The sequence below is a fragment of the Scleromatobacter humisilvae genome (assembly GCF_023231945.1).
Taxonomy (GTDB): domain Bacteria; phylum Pseudomonadota; class Gammaproteobacteria; order Burkholderiales; family Burkholderiaceae_C; genus Scleromatobacter; species Scleromatobacter humisilvae.
In genome coordinates this window covers 1,383,775-1,398,017 of record NZ_JAJLJH010000001.1, presented here as the reverse complement: position 1 = coordinate 1,398,017, position 14,243 = coordinate 1,383,775, and the positions used below count along the sequence as shown (strand labels likewise).

The 14,243-nt window shown below is 65.3% G+C and carries 12 protein-coding genes, 8 tRNA genes and 1 pseudogene; 7 read left to right on the top strand and 14 right to left on the bottom strand.

Going from position 1 to position 14,243, the window contains the following annotated elements; all coding sequences use genetic code 11:
- Nucleotides 1-559: 559 nt before the first annotated feature.
- On the bottom strand, nt 560-2,134 hold the full coding sequence (locus tag LPC04_RS06715; protein ID WP_275681402.1) for a vWA domain-containing protein: 1,575 nt from the start codon (nt 2,132-2,134) through the stop codon (nt 560-562).
- A gap of 203 nt (nt 2,135-2,337) precedes the next feature.
- Here LPC04_RS06715 and rtcR point away from each other — a divergent pair, with 203 nt between their 5' ends.
- Entirely contained in the window at nt 2,338-3,939 is a 1,602-nt protein-coding gene (rtcR, locus tag LPC04_RS06710) for an RNA repair transcriptional activator RtcR (RefSeq protein WP_275681401.1), read from the top strand.
- 79 nt (nt 3,940-4,018) lie between these two features.
- Here rtcR and LPC04_RS06705 read toward each other — a convergent pair whose 3' ends face one another.
- The 11 genes from LPC04_RS06705 to LPC04_RS06655 all read right to left on the bottom strand — a co-directional run bounded on the left by LPC04_RS06705 (nt 4,019) and on the right by LPC04_RS06655 (nt 7,980).
- On the bottom strand, nt 4,019-4,594 hold the full coding sequence (locus LPC04_RS06705) for an HNH endonuclease (protein WP_275681400.1): 576 nt from the start codon (nt 4,592-4,594) through the stop codon (nt 4,019-4,021).
- Nucleotides 4,595-4,633: 39 nt separating this feature from the next.
- Nucleotides 4,634-4,709 (bottom strand) — tRNA-Arg (locus LPC04_RS06700).
- Between the two features lie 355 nt (nt 4,710-5,064).
- Nucleotides 5,065-5,149, bottom strand: a tRNA-Leu gene (locus LPC04_RS06695).
- A 24-nt stretch (nt 5,150-5,173) separates the two neighbouring features.
- Nucleotides 5,174-5,244, bottom strand: a tRNA-His gene (locus LPC04_RS06690).
- 23 nt (nt 5,245-5,267) lie between these two features.
- Nucleotides 5,268-5,343: transfer RNA gene (locus tag LPC04_RS06685), tRNA-Pro, on the bottom strand.
- Between the two features lie 39 nt (nt 5,344-5,382).
- A tRNA-Cys gene (locus LPC04_RS06680) sits at nt 5,383-5,485 on the bottom strand.
- Nucleotides 5,486-5,497: 12 nt separating this feature from the next.
- A tRNA-Arg gene (locus tag LPC04_RS06675) sits at nt 5,498-5,575 on the bottom strand.
- Nucleotides 5,576-5,582: 7 nt separating this feature from the next.
- Nucleotides 5,583-5,658: transfer RNA gene (locus LPC04_RS06670), tRNA-Asp, on the bottom strand.
- A 107-nt stretch (nt 5,659-5,765) separates the two neighbouring features.
- Nucleotides 5,766-5,842: transfer RNA gene (locus tag LPC04_RS06665), tRNA-Glu, on the bottom strand.
- An 824-nt stretch (nt 5,843-6,666) separates the two neighbouring features.
- A complete protein-coding gene (locus LPC04_RS06660) occupies nt 6,667-6,918 on the bottom strand; it encodes a hypothetical protein (protein WP_275681399.1) in 252 nt (83 codons plus the stop codon).
- A gap of 45 nt (nt 6,919-6,963) precedes the next feature.
- Nucleotides 6,964-7,980 carry a LysR family transcriptional regulator gene (locus LPC04_RS06655; RefSeq protein WP_275681398.1) on the bottom strand — a complete coding sequence of 339 codons (1,017 nt, stop codon included), beginning with the start codon at nt 7,978-7,980 and terminating at the stop codon, nt 6,964-6,966.
- A 109-nt stretch (nt 7,981-8,089) separates the two neighbouring features.
- Here LPC04_RS06655 and LPC04_RS06650 point away from each other — a divergent pair, with 109 nt between their 5' ends.
- The 5 genes and pseudogenes from LPC04_RS06650 to LPC04_RS06630 all read left to right on the top strand — a co-directional run.
- Nucleotides 8,090-8,638, top strand: a complete 549-nt coding sequence (locus tag LPC04_RS06650; protein WP_275681397.1) for a 4-hydroxylaminobenzoate lyase — start codon at nt 8,090-8,092, stop codon at nt 8,636-8,638.
- A gap of 4 nt (nt 8,639-8,642) precedes the next feature.
- Nucleotides 8,643-9,353: a nitroreductase gene (locus LPC04_RS06645; protein ID WP_275681396.1), complete on the top strand. Its 711-nt coding sequence runs from the start codon at nt 8,643-8,645 to the stop codon at nt 9,351-9,353.
- A 385-nt stretch (nt 9,354-9,738) separates the two neighbouring features.
- Complete coding sequence (locus LPC04_RS06640; RefSeq protein ID WP_420854709.1) at nt 9,739-10,452, top strand: HD domain-containing protein; 714 nt, start codon at nt 9,739-9,741, stop codon at nt 10,450-10,452.
- Nucleotides 10,453-10,563: 111 nt separating this feature from the next.
- Nucleotides 10,564-10,935 carry a cupin domain-containing protein gene (locus LPC04_RS06635; RefSeq protein WP_420854708.1) on the top strand — a complete coding sequence of 124 codons (372 nt, stop codon included), beginning with the start codon at nt 10,564-10,566 and terminating at the stop codon, nt 10,933-10,935.
- Between the two features lie 20 nt (nt 10,936-10,955).
- A pseudogene (locus tag LPC04_RS06630) lies at nt 10,956-11,057 on the top strand (carboxymuconolactone decarboxylase family protein); the annotation flags it as partial.
- Between the two features lie 27 nt (nt 11,058-11,084).
- Here the strand turns inward: LPC04_RS06630 and LPC04_RS06625 are convergent.
- Nucleotides 11,085-12,110, bottom strand: coding sequence for an MBL fold metallo-hydrolase (locus tag LPC04_RS06625; RefSeq protein ID WP_275681394.1), 1,026 nt, complete (start codon nt 12,108-12,110; stop codon nt 11,085-11,087).
- Nucleotides 12,111-12,161: 51 nt separating this feature from the next.
- The gene (locus tag LPC04_RS06620) at nt 12,162-12,857 is read right to left on the bottom strand and encodes an HD domain-containing protein (protein WP_275681393.1); all 696 of its coding nucleotides are present in this window, start codon (nt 12,855-12,857) and stop codon (nt 12,162-12,164) included.
- Nucleotides 12,858-12,990: 133 nt separating this feature from the next.
- Between LPC04_RS06620 and LPC04_RS06615 the strand changes: the two genes are divergently transcribed.
- The gene (locus LPC04_RS06615) at nt 12,991-13,968 is read left to right on the top strand and encodes a GlxA family transcriptional regulator (protein WP_275681392.1); all 978 of its coding nucleotides are present in this window, start codon (nt 12,991-12,993) and stop codon (nt 13,966-13,968) included.
- Nucleotides 13,969-14,243: the final 275 nt, after the last annotated feature.

Below are 14,243 nucleotides of genomic sequence, written 5' to 3'. Positions count from 1 at the left end.
CGAACCCGGGCCTCACGGCCAAAGCCGTGCGCGCTACCAGTAACTCCACCTGCATTCACCGCCAAAAAGGAGATGCCTCGTTGCGACAAGGTTTTGGCGAAACATCGTGCTCTACCACTGAGCTACGGTTCCTCCCGAAGGACGGACCCGGCAGGGTTCGAACCTGCGACCACGAGATTAAGAGTCTGTAGTTCCACCAGCATTCGCAACAAGACATCAAGCAACGGGCGCGACAAGGCACGGCAAGACGTAGCCATTACCGGTTTCCCGGCCGGGGATTCGAACCCCAGGCAACCGATGTAGTCCTGCCAGCATTCGCGCTGAAACCTTCAATTCCTCGACAGCCCCCGCGTGGCGACAAACGATCGGTGAGATGGATACAGGTCGATGTAATCCCACCAGCATTCGCCACGCGACAGCCTTCCTTCAAAGGGGCGCCGCACACGACCAGATTCGCAAGAGCGGCCTGCCGCTTGCGCGGCTGCGGGCTTGCGGGCCCGCACGGCCAGGTGCGCTGTACTCCTGCGCGCATTCGCATGCGGCGCCTTCATCTCTCCTTCTACTGCGAGGTCAGCGAGATCTTGTCGATCTCGCCGACCCAGTGATCGGCGCCAGCCTTGCCCTCGGCAAAGCTGGCCACCATCGTGAACACCGCGTCGGAGAAGCCGCCGACATTCAGGATGTCAGAACGCTCTGCCGCCTGCGTCGTCGCGCCCGGCTGGATGTCGATGCAGACCAGCCGCGCTTGCGGGTTGCGTGCCTTCAGCAGCTCCCACTCACGCACCGTCTGCGTCGCACCGCGCCGGTTCGCATCGACCCACGACTCGTTGTCCGAGACGAGGATCACCAGATCCACGGACGCACGTTCCTTGTTCAGCAACGCCAGCGGCGCGCTGCAGTTCGTGCCACCACCTCCGATCTTGGCCAGTGCCTGCGCGTTCGTCATCACGGAGTCCCGAGCGTTCAGCGACAGCTGCACCACGGCCTGCTCGAACGGCAACACGCGCGCCGCCGGGTTCTTGCGCAGGATCGAAGCGGCGACCAGGGCTGCCACATCGATGCAACGCACGCTCGACGTCGCCGAGCCGCGATGACCCGTCACGGCCGAGCTCATCGAGCCCGACACATCGGGGCACACCACGACGCGACCCTCGAAGCGCGGCACATTGCCGATCGCCAGTTCCATGGCGTCCTGCAAGGCATCGCGAACGGTTGACGGGACGGCGTCGCCCGTCGCCTTGAAGGCCGACATCAGTTGGTACGGCATCACACTAGCCTTCGCCACGGACAGCGGGTCACGCAGCTTCGCCGCGATCGCCTCGGTCATGCCCGGCAGCTCGAAGACGCCATGGCGCGCGAACGTGTTCAGGTTCTGGCGCACCATCTGCCACGAGCCCGTCCGAGCGATCTGGGCCCACTGGGTCGCCGTCAGTTCGAGTGCGGTCAGCATCTGGAACGGAACGTCGGGCACCTCGGTCGCCGCGCCCTGGGCGCTCTCGCGCTTGAAGCGTTCGAAGGCCTGGGTGATGGGCGGCAGCGCCGCTTCATCGACCGGCTTGCCGATCAACCACGCGAACCACGCGGCGCGCCAAGCCTCGTCGGGCTTCGGGTGAACCATCTTGACCACGTCGGCCAGCGACGGCGTGTTGCCCACCGAGGCGTTCAGCAGTTGCTTCTCGCTCGCGGTCAGCAGCCATTGCTGCACCAGCTTCTTGGGACGCGAGCCGAGGGACTTGCGGCCCACAGCACCGCTGCGCACGATCTGCACGAAGTTGCGGAGCATCTTGCCGTTGTCGATCACGCGGCCGAACACCTGGGTCAGCAAGGTCACGTCGCGCGCTGCCAGCGTTGCCGCGAGCAGGGCGGGCATGTCCTTCATGAAGCCCGCTTCGCGGGCGTACAGCGCAGTCTTGGCGACGAAGGCCGCGTCGAGCTCCTTGGCCAGCGTCAACACGGCGTCGAGTTGCGCCTCGGCATTCGCATAGAAAGTCTGGCCCAGGCAACCCGTCGCGGCCAGTTGCGCGAGCCGGTGGCGCGGCGTGAACGCGTAAGCCGGCGCCTGTTCGGCGTTGACCGCGTTCGCGTTGGGCAGCAGCGCGCCCTTGAGCGTTTGAAAGAGTTGGGTGTTGACCATGAGCGTTCTCCTCGTTGCATTCAACTTGTTCTGGTCTTCTCTATTGCAACGGCTGTGCCGGAGTCCGTCTCAGATGGCTTGTGATGACGTAAGCCATTGACCCATATGAAGAAACCAGAGAGCGGACGCCGAAGCGAGTTCTGACAAGGGCCGTCAAGGCCCAGGAAAGCTAGAATCAAAGCTAGTTAGATATATGTAAGGCTATGACCAAGAGAACCGTCGTCGTCGGCTTCCTCGGAACGCAGCTGGATTCGGGCCAAGGCGCAGGACGCTGGGAGAAGTGGCGCCCGACGCTGTCGCTGGTTCAGCACGAAGACACGGTGATCGACCGGCTGGAGCTGATCTACACGCTGCGGCATGTGGGCCTGGCGCTGCAACTGCAGAAGGACATCGCGACCGCGTCGCCCGAGACCGTCGTCAACCTCGTGGCGATGGACATCGCGGATCCGTGGGACTTCGGCGAGATGTACGCCGCGCTCTACGATTGGGCGCGCAGCTACCGCTTCGACCCGGCGCACGAGCGGTACTGGGCACACATCACCACCGGCACGCACGTGGCGCAGATCTGCATGTTCCTGATGGTGGAGTCGCGCTTCATTCCCGGCGTGCTGCTGCAGACGGCGCCACCGAAGAAGCAGACACGGGGCGATGCGGGCAAGTTCACGCTCATCGACCTGGACCTGTCGCGCTATGACGTGCTGGCGCAGCGCTTCGAACAGGCCCAGACCGAAGCCCTCGATTTCCTCAAGAGCGGGATCGCCACCCGCAACAAGCAGTTCAACGCCCTGATCGAGGAGATCGAACGGGTGGCCGTGCGCTCGCGTGCCCCGATCCTGCTGACCGGCCCGACCGGCGCAGGCAAGTCGCATCTGGCGCGTCGCATGTTCGAGCTGAAGAAGTCGCGGCACCAGGTCAAGGGTGACTTCGTCGAGGTGAACTGCGCCACGCTGCACGGCGACGGCGCGGCTTCGACACTGTTCGGCCACAAGAAGGGCGCGTTCACCGGTGCGGTGACGGATCGGGCCGGGCTGCTGCGCACCGCGCACGAAGGCGTGCTGTTCCTGGACGAGATCGGCGAACTCGGTCTCGACGAGCAGGCCATGCTGCTCAAGGCGGTCGAAGAGAAGCGCTTTCTTCCGGTCGGCAGCGATCGCGAGGCCAGCAGCGATTTTCAGTTGATCGCGGGGACGAATCGCGATTTGCGGATCGATGTCGCCGAGGGCAGGTTTCGGGACGACCTGTTCGCGCGGATCAATCTCTGGTCGTACACGCTGCCTGGCCTGGCGCAACGACCCGAAGACCTGGAGCCCAACGTCGAATACCTCTTGGCTCGCGCAGTTGCCGAATCGGGGAGGGCAGTACGTTTCAACGTCGAGGCGAAGACGCGGTACCTGAAGTTCGCACAATCGGGTGAGGCGCTCTGGAGCGGCAACTTCCGCGACCTGTCGGCGAGCGTGACCCGGCTCGCCACTCTGGCTGACGGTGGTCGCATCTCGACGTCGCTTGTCGACGACGAGATCCAGCGCTTGAAATGGCTCTGGCAGCGTCGGCCCTCCGCGGAAGATGGCGAAGCCGTGGACCTGGCGGCACTGCTGGGAGTGGAGGCGCTCGAGGAGATCGATCTGTTCGATCGTCTACAACTCGAGTCGGTGGTTCGCATCTGCCGGGAGTCGCGCACGCTGTCGGACGCTGGGCGACGCTTGTTCGACCGCTCGCGCGAGCAAAGGACAGTGGTGAACGACGCGGATCGCCTGCGCAAGTACTTGATCAAGTTCGGATTGAGCTGGGAGTCCCTGCGGGGCTGACGCGCTGAGCCCGTTCGGAGATTGCCCTCGCGCATAAAAATGGGCGACCCGCAGGCCGCCCATCGAGGGGAGTCAACCACTAATTCAGCCGCGACGCCTTCGGCAGCCGCGCCGCGAGCCAGTCATGCACGTCCGCGCGGATGTTGCGGCCGGCAAGCAGGAAGTCCTCGAACCGGCTCGGCACGTAGGGCAGGTACATCAGCGGCATGCGGGCCTCCTCGGGCGTGCGATCGGCCTTGCGGCCGTTGCACCAGGCGCATGCGGTGACCAGGTTCATCCAGCTCCAGGCGCCGCCACGGCTCTCCGGCAGGATGTGTTCGCACTGCAGGTCGCGCTCGCGAAAGCTCTGGCCGCAATAGGCGCAGGTCATCCGGTCGCGACGCAGCAGCTTGGTCTTGTTGACCGCAGGCGTGACGTCGAACAGGTTCACGCGCGATGCACCGCTCAACGCGATGATCGGGTGGATGTCCATCACCGATTGGCGACCGACGACGGCGTTCCAGCCGCCGCGCAAGGTGCGCAGCGGACCCTCGCCTTCTTCCCACGCCACCGAGCCGGTAGCGTAGTGAGAGGCCGCCTGCTCGATAGAGATCCACGCTTGGGGCGTGCCCTGGATATCGAGCTGGAGGACATGATGGTGATGTTCTGCCTGCATGGTGCCCTCCTTTCGCGGGCCTGTGAGTTGCACGGTTTGTGGCGCGTCCGGGTGGACTCGAACCACCGACCCCGACCTTCGGAGAGTCGTGCTCTTGCCACTGAGCTACGGACGCGGAAACTGGATCAATGGCAGGGGCGGCAGGATTCGAACCTGCGTACGCCGGGTCAAAGCCGGCTGGCTACCGCGCACCTTCAGTCACGCCAGTAGTCGTCACGATTGCTGCCGTCAAAAGCAGCCCGTTGTCATGCAGCATGCCTTGAAAGGGCTTCGTCGATCCGCAGACGCAAGGGTCGTTGCGACCGAGCTTCTCGCGCAGTTCCTTGTCGCCGTGGACGACACGGTGCCCCCGCTTGACGCCAGACTCGGACGGGAAGCCGTTGCGCCGTTTACCGGTCTTCGTGAAAGCTGAATTCGTCCTGCTGTTTCGATTTCATGATGGTTCTCCTGAGTGAACGATGGTGATGAACTGGTCCCCTCGGTCCGAGTCGAACGGACACGCCGTGAGGCTCCGGCTTCTGAGACCGGTGCGTCTGCCTATTCCGCCACGAGGGGGTGATCTGGATGGATGCGCTTGGGGGTGACCGGCCGGAGTCGAACCGGCACCTGCGGAGTCACATTCCGCAGCTCTGCCATTGAGCTACGGCCACACCCAAGCGCACGCATGTCTTGCTGGTCTCGGCGGCAGGTCTCGAACCTGCGACCTGATGCTCCCGAAGCATCCGCGCTGCCAACTGCGCCACACCGAGATGAACACTGACTCCCCGACGCTCGGCTTCGCCTCGGCCTGGCGGCCCGCAGCAGGCTGCGTCCGGTGCGCAGCACCGAGCGAACTGACGCGGGCTTGCGCCCTCTGGGTTGCAACCAGACGCCTTCGGCCGCTTGGCTACGTCGAGATGAAATTGGCGTCTCGTGCACGACTCGAACGTGCGACCTCCGGCTTCGTAGGCCGGCGCTCTGATCCAACTGAGCTAACGAGACTCTTGTCTGGCGCCCCGTGCGGGATTCGAACCTGCGATTTCCGACTAGACAGGCCGGCACTCTGACCACTGAGTTAACGAGGCAAATGGAAAGACGCATGAAGATTCCGGTGACGGGTTCCGGCGCCGCCCAATCGTTGCGGCCGGTTTGCAGTCCTCGCGCTGCGTCAGCGCGCGAGGGCTTCTGTTGATGGCGCCGTGTGCGGGATTCGAACCCGCGTTGCCGAGATGAAAGCCCGGCGTCCTTGGCCTGCTAGACGAACACGACGTTGTTGCTGAGATCTCCACTTCGGCTGTGTCCACGCGCGAGTCATCCCGTCGGATGCGGTGTCTCGCTGCACGTGAGCCGGGTCCGGCGCGCGCACATCCCGACACCGCGCACACCTTCAGGTTTGCGGCGACGGAGTGCATGGGCACACCCGAAGTGGAGAGGCAAGGCGAGACGTTCCGGCCAGCGCCGGAGTGCGCCTTGCAGCTAGTTTTGAAAGAGCGATGGCCGCCGTGGCAGGCGGGGCACGCCAGGGCGAGCCTCATTACGGCCAACGGCCGTGAGCCAGAAAGGTTGATGGAAAAAGCGAAAGGGCCCGGATCCTTGCGGAATCCGGGCCCCTGAAATCAGAGCTTGGAGGGTGCGCGCTTACGCGCTTCCCTCTCCCGGATGCATCTGGTCCGCCTCATGGCCATCCCCCTGGGGTCGCTTCGAGGCAAGCAGATGCTGGGCATGCGGATCACGGCGATCGACCCCGACCAGGGACATCGCGGCAACGCGCACGAACGAACACAGACCCGAAGCGGGTAGTGCGTTGTAGGTGGCTTGCCGGCTGTTCACGATGCGTCCTTGAGGTCTTGCGGGATGTCAGAGATGCAGCTCTTTCGAGCGACAGGGCGAATAGTAAATAGTCTTTACTGCTCGGTCAAGCCCCTGCGACGATCGATCTTCGAAAGTTGCAGTCAGAACACAACACGTGATCAACATCACCGTCGATCTCCGACGCAGCGTCCTTGCGTTGTTCCAAGCATGCGGAGGACGCCATCGCAAAACGGGCGCCTCCCAAGGGGCTGGAACAGACCTTTGCAGCGCGTCTCGAGATCTCACCGAGCATGCGGAGCCAGATCAAATCGTCTCGTGCCATCGGCGACAGGCTGGCTCGCCAGATCGAGCAACATGCCCACAAGCCGGCGGGATGGCTCGATGAAGAGCGTCAAGCGGAAGGGCTGAGTCCGGCGGAGCAGCAATTTCTGGCGCTGGCTCTGAAGGCATGGAGGGCGAAGAACAGCGAAGGCCGGAACCGACAGCCATTGCTCTTTGAACTTGGAATTTTGTTCGCTGAGTTTGGAACTCATCGGCAAGGACGGCGGCGCAAGTACCGCAAGTCGGCGTCGGACGCTCTACTGACCTCTTTTTGCGGGAGCCGATGCTATCTGCGATTCGAGCGCTTCCTCGGCGCTGCGGGCTATCGCCGCGACCCGCTCGCGCAGCCAGGCGTGCCCGGCATCGTGCTCGTCGCGCGCATGCCAGACGCCGCGCAGCGTCGACGTTCCGGCCCGGTAGGGCGGCTGCCGGCAGACGAGGTCGCCGCCCCTCGCAAGCGCCATCGCCAGCGATTCGGGGACGATGGCCAACATGCGCGTCTCGCGCAGCAGCGCCGGGATCGCGAGCGCGTGCGGCACGGTGATGCGCATGCGCGGCGGCTGCGCCGATTCGGCGAGCGCCTCCTCCAGCGCATGCCGGTCGAACATCTCCGACTGCCGCGCGAGGCCGCGCTCGAGGATGAAACCCCCGACCGCGCCTTCCTCCTGGCCGCCGACCGACAGAGTGACCAGCGGGTACCTCGCCAGGTCGTCGAGCTTGAGCTTGCGGCGGGCGGCCGGGTGTCCCTTGCGCATCAGGATGGCCTCGCCCTGGGACATGAGCGTCCTCGAGTTCAGGCGCGACGGCACCTGCGCGAAGATGCCGATCGCCAGGTCGATGCGGCCGAGATCGATCTGTTCGGCGAGGTCGAGCCGCGTCGACGGCCGGATGACGAGGTCGACGCCCGGAGCGAGCGCCTGAAGCTCGCGCGACAGGGGCGCGACGATCACCGAGGTGACGTGATCGTTGGCGGCGATGACGAAGCGGCGCGTGGACCGGTCGGGAGAAAAGGGCTCCACACCCAGCGCGCCCTCGATCCGACGCAAGGCCTCGCGCAACGTCGGCGCCATCGCCGCCGCCCGGCCCGTCGGCACCATGCCCTTGGGCGTGCGCATGAAGAGCTCGTCGCCGACGAGCCCGCGCAACCTGCGAAGCGCATGGCTGACCGCCGATTGCGTGAGGTGCAGGCGCTTGCCCGCCAGCACCAGGTTGCGCTCCTCGTAGACGGCCTCGAACACCTTCAACAGGTTCAGGTCCATTCGACCGATGCTCATGTCGACGTTCCGGTACTTGAATCCCATGCATTGTGCGATTGCAAGGACATCAGTTCCATTCACTTCACGGTTTACCCATGATGGCGTCAGTCAACCAGGAGACCGCACCATGACGACCGAGACCCTCATCGACGCGCGCGGGGCGCTGATCGAACGCTGCATTCCCTTCCTCGAGGAGGTGAAGGACATGACGACCGGCACCGCGGTCGAACGCTGGCTGAACCAGAAGTACGGCCCGGGCAGCGAGCTCTACGAGACGCTGGCCCGTCTGGTGACCCAGGGCGTGGAGGACGGCTGGGCGGCGAACGTCGAGATCGGCGGCGCGTCCTATCGCCGCAGCCGCATCGCCGAGCCGTCCGAGCGCACGCTCCACTTCAGCATCACGGCAGTGGTCATGGACAGCACCGGCAACCGCCAGGGCCATCCCGACCAGCGCTTTCGCGGCCAGTATCACGGCCACCCCTACGGCGAGTTCAACATGGTCGTCCCGCTGACGCCCGGCGCCGCCCTGAACGGGCCCAACGGCTGGTGCCCGGGCGGCTGGACGGCGCCGGCGCCGGGCAGCCAGCACTATCCGGAAGCGCGCGGCGGCGCGGTCATCGCGCTGTTCTTCCTGCCCTCCGGCAGGATCTCGTATCACGCCGCCCCGCAGGAGTGACGCCATGCCCCAGGCAACGACTGAGTGGCCCCAGGCCGCCATCGCCGAATGCGTCTCTGCCGTCGTGCGCTCGCGGCGGTCGGTCCGTGCCTTCAGGCCGCCGCCGCTGCGACGCCAGCTCGTCGAGGAGATCCTGGACGACGCGGCGAGCGCACCGAGCGGCGCCAACATCCAGCCCTGGCGGGTGTACGTGGTCAGCGGCGCCGCCAAGGACGAATTGGCGGACGCCCTCGTCGCGGCCTCGCGCGCCGGACGCGCGCCGCCGCCGGCGCACTTCCCCGAACCGCTGCCGGACGTGTACCGCGCCCGGATGATCGACTTCGGGACGCGCTACTACGCGTCGCTCGGCATAGCCCGCGACGACGCGACCGCACGCGCGCGCCAGACGGAGCGCAACTTCTCGTTCTTCGGCGCGCCAGTGGGCCTCATCTTCACCATCGACCGCCGATTGAAGCCGCACAGCTGGATCGACCTCGGGCTGTTCGCGCAATGCGTGATGATCGCCGCGAAGGCGCGGGGCGTCGACACCTGCCCGCAGGTCTCCTTCGCGCCGTTCCACGACGTGCTCGCCGCGCGCCTGCACATGCCCCCGGAGGAGATGACGGCCTTCGGCATGTCCATGGGCTACGGCGATCCCGAGGCCCGGGTGAACCGGACGCGGATGCCGCGGGCGCTCGTTGCCGACTTCGCGCAGTTCCAGGGATTCCCGGCCTGACGGGCATCCGCGCGCGGGGACGCTAGCCGGTGCCGCGCGGCGCCAGCGCATTGATCTGCCGGATCGGCGTCGATCCGTCAACGCGCGATCGTCGAGGCGCCGGATCATGGCGAAGGTGCGCGCCGCGTCCTCGACTGGCATGAAGGTCTCGCTGACCAGCATGAAGTCGAAGCGACGCAGAGGCCGGCTCTTCCATTGGTCGCAGAATCCGGCTGACCAGGGCCGGCAAGCGTCTCCAGGCCTCCGCGGCAGATGCCTCGTGCTTCCTTCTGATGAGCCGAATGCATTGCGAACATGAATGGACATCAGTTCTGTTCATCGAGCATCTCGTGGATCATCGTCTGCAATCGATCACGCAAGAGGCCACCAGTTGGAGAAATTCATGATGCTCAACAAGGTTCCAGGTGTTCCTGTTCCGGACAGCCAACTCGCACGCGAATTGACGCAGTTCGTTCGTGACACCGAGAGCGACTTGCTGTTCCACCACTCGATCCGCGTCTATTGCTGGGGTGCCATCGCGGGAAACCGCATGGGATTGAAGTTCGACCCGGAACTGCTTTACGCGGCCTCGATGTTTCACGACATCGGCCTCACCGCGCGTTATGAAGACAGCCAGCTTCGCTTCGAAGTGGACGGCGCGAACGCGGCGCGCGACTTTCTTCGCGGGCACGGGATCTCCGAGAGGGACATCGAGACCGTCTGGAACGCCGTCGCACTCCACACGACGCCCGGCATACCGCAGTTCATGCAGCCGGAGATCGCGCTGGTGCAGGCGGGAGCCGGCATGGACGTGGCTGGCCGCGGCTACGAGCAATTCACCAAGGCGCAGCGCGAGGCCGTCGTTGCCGCGTTCCCGCGAGAGTCTGACTTCCAGCATGAAATCATCGACGCCTTCTATCAGGGCATGAAGCACCGCCCCGACAGCACCTTCGGAACGTTCAACGATGACGCCCTCGCATTCAAGGACTCGAACTTTCGGCGGGTAGACATCTGTGCCGTCATCCTCGCCTCGCGCTGGAACACCCGAACCGGCTGCGATCACCCGGCAGGCAGTGCTTCCCATCAGTGCAGCGATCGGTCGCACCGGCCGGCCTCGTAGCGATTGCGCACTGCCATCCGACGCGCGCGCCGCAGCGATATCCACCTTGACAGGAAAAAACACGTGAGCACTTCATGGCTGAAAGCCGTCGCGATCGCAGCAGGCGCGACCATTGGCCCCGCATCGCTGCCGATCGCCGCACAGCCGGCCGAGAAGGCGACCATTGCATTCCGGCAAGCGATTCCGAACATTCCCGGAAAGTCGCTTGTCGCGGTCGTCGTCGACTACCCGCCAGGGGGCGCATCGCCGTCGCACGTGCACGCGCGATCGGCGTTCATCTACGGCTATGTCGTCTCGGGTGCCATCGAATCGCAGGTCAATGACGGGCCCTTGCGCGTCCTGCACGCGGGCGAGAGCTTCTGCGAACCGCCCGCCGCGAGCCACCCGGTCAGCCGCAACGCGAGCAAGACCGAACCAGCGAAGCTTCTGGCGGTGTTCGTGGTGGACGCGGACGACACCGCGCTTACCACCCCCGCCCATTGAATGATCTCCAGGGCTGCCCGATGAGCCCACGTCTCGACGACAACCAGATCGCTCCGGCAGGAGTCAAGGCCCTCGGCGGCGTGTATGCGTACGCCTCGCAGAGCAGCCTGTCGCCCCTCATGGCGATGGCGCGACTACGGGCCTTCGCTTCATGACCGCAGACCGGCGTACACCATCCTGGTGAACTGATCGCCGTTGAACACGAACTTGCCCCACTTGGCGTCGAAAGCGGCAGTCGGCTTGGCAGCGACGATCTCGTCGAGCGACTTGCCCTGTTGTTTCAGGGCGGCCACGTTGTTCCGCACCGTGACCAACATGTCGCGGAATTCGATCAGTTGGGCGCGAGTGCCCACGGCGCCATGGCCCGGAATGACGATGGTGTGGTCGGTCGTGCTCGCAACGGCCTCGTCGGCCCACTTGATCGCACCCTCGATGCTGCCACCGTCCTCGTTGTCGATGTACGGGTAGTTGCCGTTCCAGAAGGTGTCGCCCAGCGCCAATACGTCGGCCTCCTTGAAATAGACCCACAGGTCGCCATCGGTGTGGCCGCCACCGAAATTCTCGACTTCGATGTGGGTTGCCGCGAAGGTGAACGACTTCTCCTGATCCACCAGAAGCGTCGGCCGGGCTCCTTCGGGCACCGGCTCGAAAGTCCAGTTCCACGCGTTCACGTGCGTCGTCTCGGTCAGGTGCTTCAACGTATTCCTGTGAGCAACGATGGTGGCGCCGGCAGCATGCATCCATTCATCGCCATCCGTGTGATCCCAGTGCCAATGCGTGTTGACCACGTACTTCAGCGGAGTCGGGCTGATGTTGTCGAGAGCGGCTTTCAGCCTGCCTTGCGATTTGCTGATGCCCGCATCGACAAGGAACTTGCCGTCGCTGCCAGAGAGAACGGTGATGTTGCCCCCCGAACCCATCAGTACCGTGATGTTTCCGCGCAGGGGCACGACGACGAGATCGGAATCGGCGCGCCGCAGGTATCGCGCTCCCGCGCCCGTATGAAAATAATCGTCTCGAGTCGCTTCGGTGCCCTGTGGAGGCTGGCCGACGGATTGGGCATGGGCTCCCACGGGGCCCAGAACCACTCCTGATGCGATCAGGATCGCGATCGCCCATCTGGACGCTCCGTTGGATCTCTCGGTTGCCGATTTGAACTTGATGCATGTGTTCATCTTGCTTCTCCTGGATTGCGGGCACCGCGTCGTCTGGATCGCTTCATCGCACTAGGCTGCCGCTGCCGGCGTAGGCGAGCAATCCGGACAGCGGTGCACCGCACGACCGTCGTTCCAGGCCGAACCCAGGATCAGGCTGCAGAAATTCAGGCGGCGATAGCCCGGGTCCTTGAGCGCCAGCACGTCCGCCTTCACGTTGCCGAACGTGGTCTCCGGCTTGTGGCGCGTGCCCTCGGCGAAGGCGGCGATGATGCTTTCCTTGAAGTTCGCTTCGCGCGGATGCGCGATGACGACGGCGTCGCGCTCCTCGGCCGAGAAGTCGTCGTAGGCCAGGCCCAGCACGTCCATCTCGACGCCCGCCGTGACCAACGCGACGACCGGCTTCTTGTGACGTGGAATGCCGGGCGTGGTGTGCAACGCGATCGCGTCCCACACCTGCTCGATGTCCGTCTCGCCGACGCCGTTGGCTTGCAGGAAATCGCGTGCGGCGTTGGCGCCATCGACCTCGAAGCGCTCATCGGCGCTGCTATGGGCCGGCACCAGGCCCATGTCATGGAAGAGCGCGCCGACGTAGAGCAGCTCGGCGTCGAATCGCAGACCGCGCCGCTGGCCGGTCAGGGCGCCGAACAGGAAGACTCGGCGCGAATGGTGGAAAAGCAGGTCGGGCTCGGTATCACGCACCAATTGCGTGGCGGCACGTGCGAGGCTGCTGTCGGGGATGGCGATGCCGGCGATGGTCTGTCTCATGAGAGGCTCCGATTTGTGACAATGAGCGGGTGGAGACAGTCTCCGCCTCGCGTCGCACACCGAGACGGCCCGGACACGTCGAAACCTGCCAGACGCACGTCGCGTGTGGCGGAACCCAGCTCGAGGGGGGCTTGTGCGCCAGGTGGTCGTCGCCGTCTTTCCGGGTGTGCAGGCGCTCGATGTCTCCGGCCCGCTGGACGTCTTCAGCGAGGCCAACGCCTTTGTTGCCGCCGACGCCGGATACGTCGCCAGCGTCGCAGGCGAGGGTGCCGAGCCGGTGCGGGCATCGAATGGGCAGCGCCTGCTGAGCGATATCGCGTTCGAGGACGAGACCGCGCGTTTCGACATCGCGTTGGTGGCCGGCGGCCCGGCGTTGCCGACACAGGCTGTCCAGCCGGCACTGATCGCGTGGCTGAAAGCCGTGGCGGCGCGGGCGCCTCGGTACGGTTCGATCTGCACGGGCGCGTTCGCGCTAGGTGCCGCGGGCCTGCTGGCGGCCCGCACGGTCACGACGCACTGGCAGTGGTCCGCCCTGCTGGCGCGTCGTTTTCCCGACGCCCGGGTCGAGGCCGACCGCATTCATTGCCGTGACGGTCCGCTGATCACGTCGGCCGGCGTGACGGCGGGCATCGACCTGGCGCTTGCGCTGGTCGCCGAGGATCACGGCGCCGACGTCGCGCGTGCGGTGGCCAAGCGGCTGGTGGTGTTCGCGCAGCGCCAGGGCGGCCAGTCGCAGTTCAGCCCGTACCTCGCGGCGGTTCGCGATGCGGACGATCCGATGGCCAAGGTGCAGGCGCATGTGATGGCGAATCTTCAAGGCGACCTGTCGGTCGCGGCGTTGGCCGAGGCCGCTGGTATGAGCGGCCGCAGCTTCGCTCGCGGGTTCGGCGCCTGGGCGCAGACGACACCGCGCGAGTTCGTCGAGCGCGCCCGCATCGATGCCGCCCGACACGTCCTCGAGAGCACCGCGATGCCGCTGAAGACCGTTGCATTCGACTGCGGCTTTGCATCCGCCGACCGCATGCGGCTGGCATTCGTGCGCCGCCTCGGCGTGTCGCCGGCAACGTACCGTTCGCGATTCCGGGGACTGCCGGAATCTTCGGAGGATTGAGGCGCACGGGCTCGAGCCTGTGGCGCGATTGAAGGTCTTCGCGGGCTTCCGTCGCGGGTTCCACGATTGGAAGATGTCGAGGAATGTGGGCTGACGTCAGCCACCATGTAGCCACTATGCTCCGCGTCCCTCAGCGCGTTGCGCGAGCGCATTCGTCCAGCAGTTACTTGACGGCCTGGCGCGTGTGCGCCATGGCCTTCATCAAAACCTCGACGATGCTGACGCCGTCGATGGGCTCTTCCTTCGTGCGCCGGGCATGCTGGTAGACCGCGCGG

Bases quoted from the DNA above. Each gene is read 5' to 3' on its own strand.
- LPC04_RS06715 (WP_275681402.1), bottom strand. From the start codon at position 2,134: ATGGTCAACACCCAACTCTTTCAAACGCTCAAGGGCGCGCTGCTGCCC.
- rtcR (WP_275681401.1), top strand. From the start codon at position 2,338: ATGACCAAGAGAACCGTCGTCGTCGGCTTCCTCGGAACGCAGCTGGAT.
- LPC04_RS06705 (WP_275681400.1), bottom strand. From the start codon at position 4,594: ATGCAGGCAGAACATCACCATCATGTCCTCCAGCTCGATATCCAGGGC.
- LPC04_RS06660 (WP_275681399.1), bottom strand. From the start codon at position 6,918: ATGAGTTCCAAACTCAGCGAACAAAATTCCAAGTTCAAAGAGCAATGG.
- LPC04_RS06655 (WP_275681398.1), bottom strand. From the start codon at position 7,980: ATGAGCATCGGTCGAATGGACCTGAACCTGTTGAAGGTGTTCGAGGCC.
- LPC04_RS06650 (WP_275681397.1), top strand. From the start codon at position 8,090: ATGACGACCGAGACCCTCATCGACGCGCGCGGGGCGCTGATCGAACGC.
- LPC04_RS06645 (WP_275681396.1), top strand. From the start codon at position 8,643: ATGCCCCAGGCAACGACTGAGTGGCCCCAGGCCGCCATCGCCGAATGC.
- LPC04_RS06640 (WP_420854709.1), top strand. From the start codon at position 9,739: ATGCTCAACAAGGTTCCAGGTGTTCCTGTTCCGGACAGCCAACTCGCA.
- LPC04_RS06625 (WP_275681394.1), bottom strand. From the start codon at position 12,110: ATGAACACATGCATCAAGTTCAAATCGGCAACCGAGAGATCCAACGGA.
- LPC04_RS06620 (WP_275681393.1), bottom strand. From the start codon at position 12,857: ATGAGACAGACCATCGCCGGCATCGCCATCCCCGACAGCAGCCTCGCA.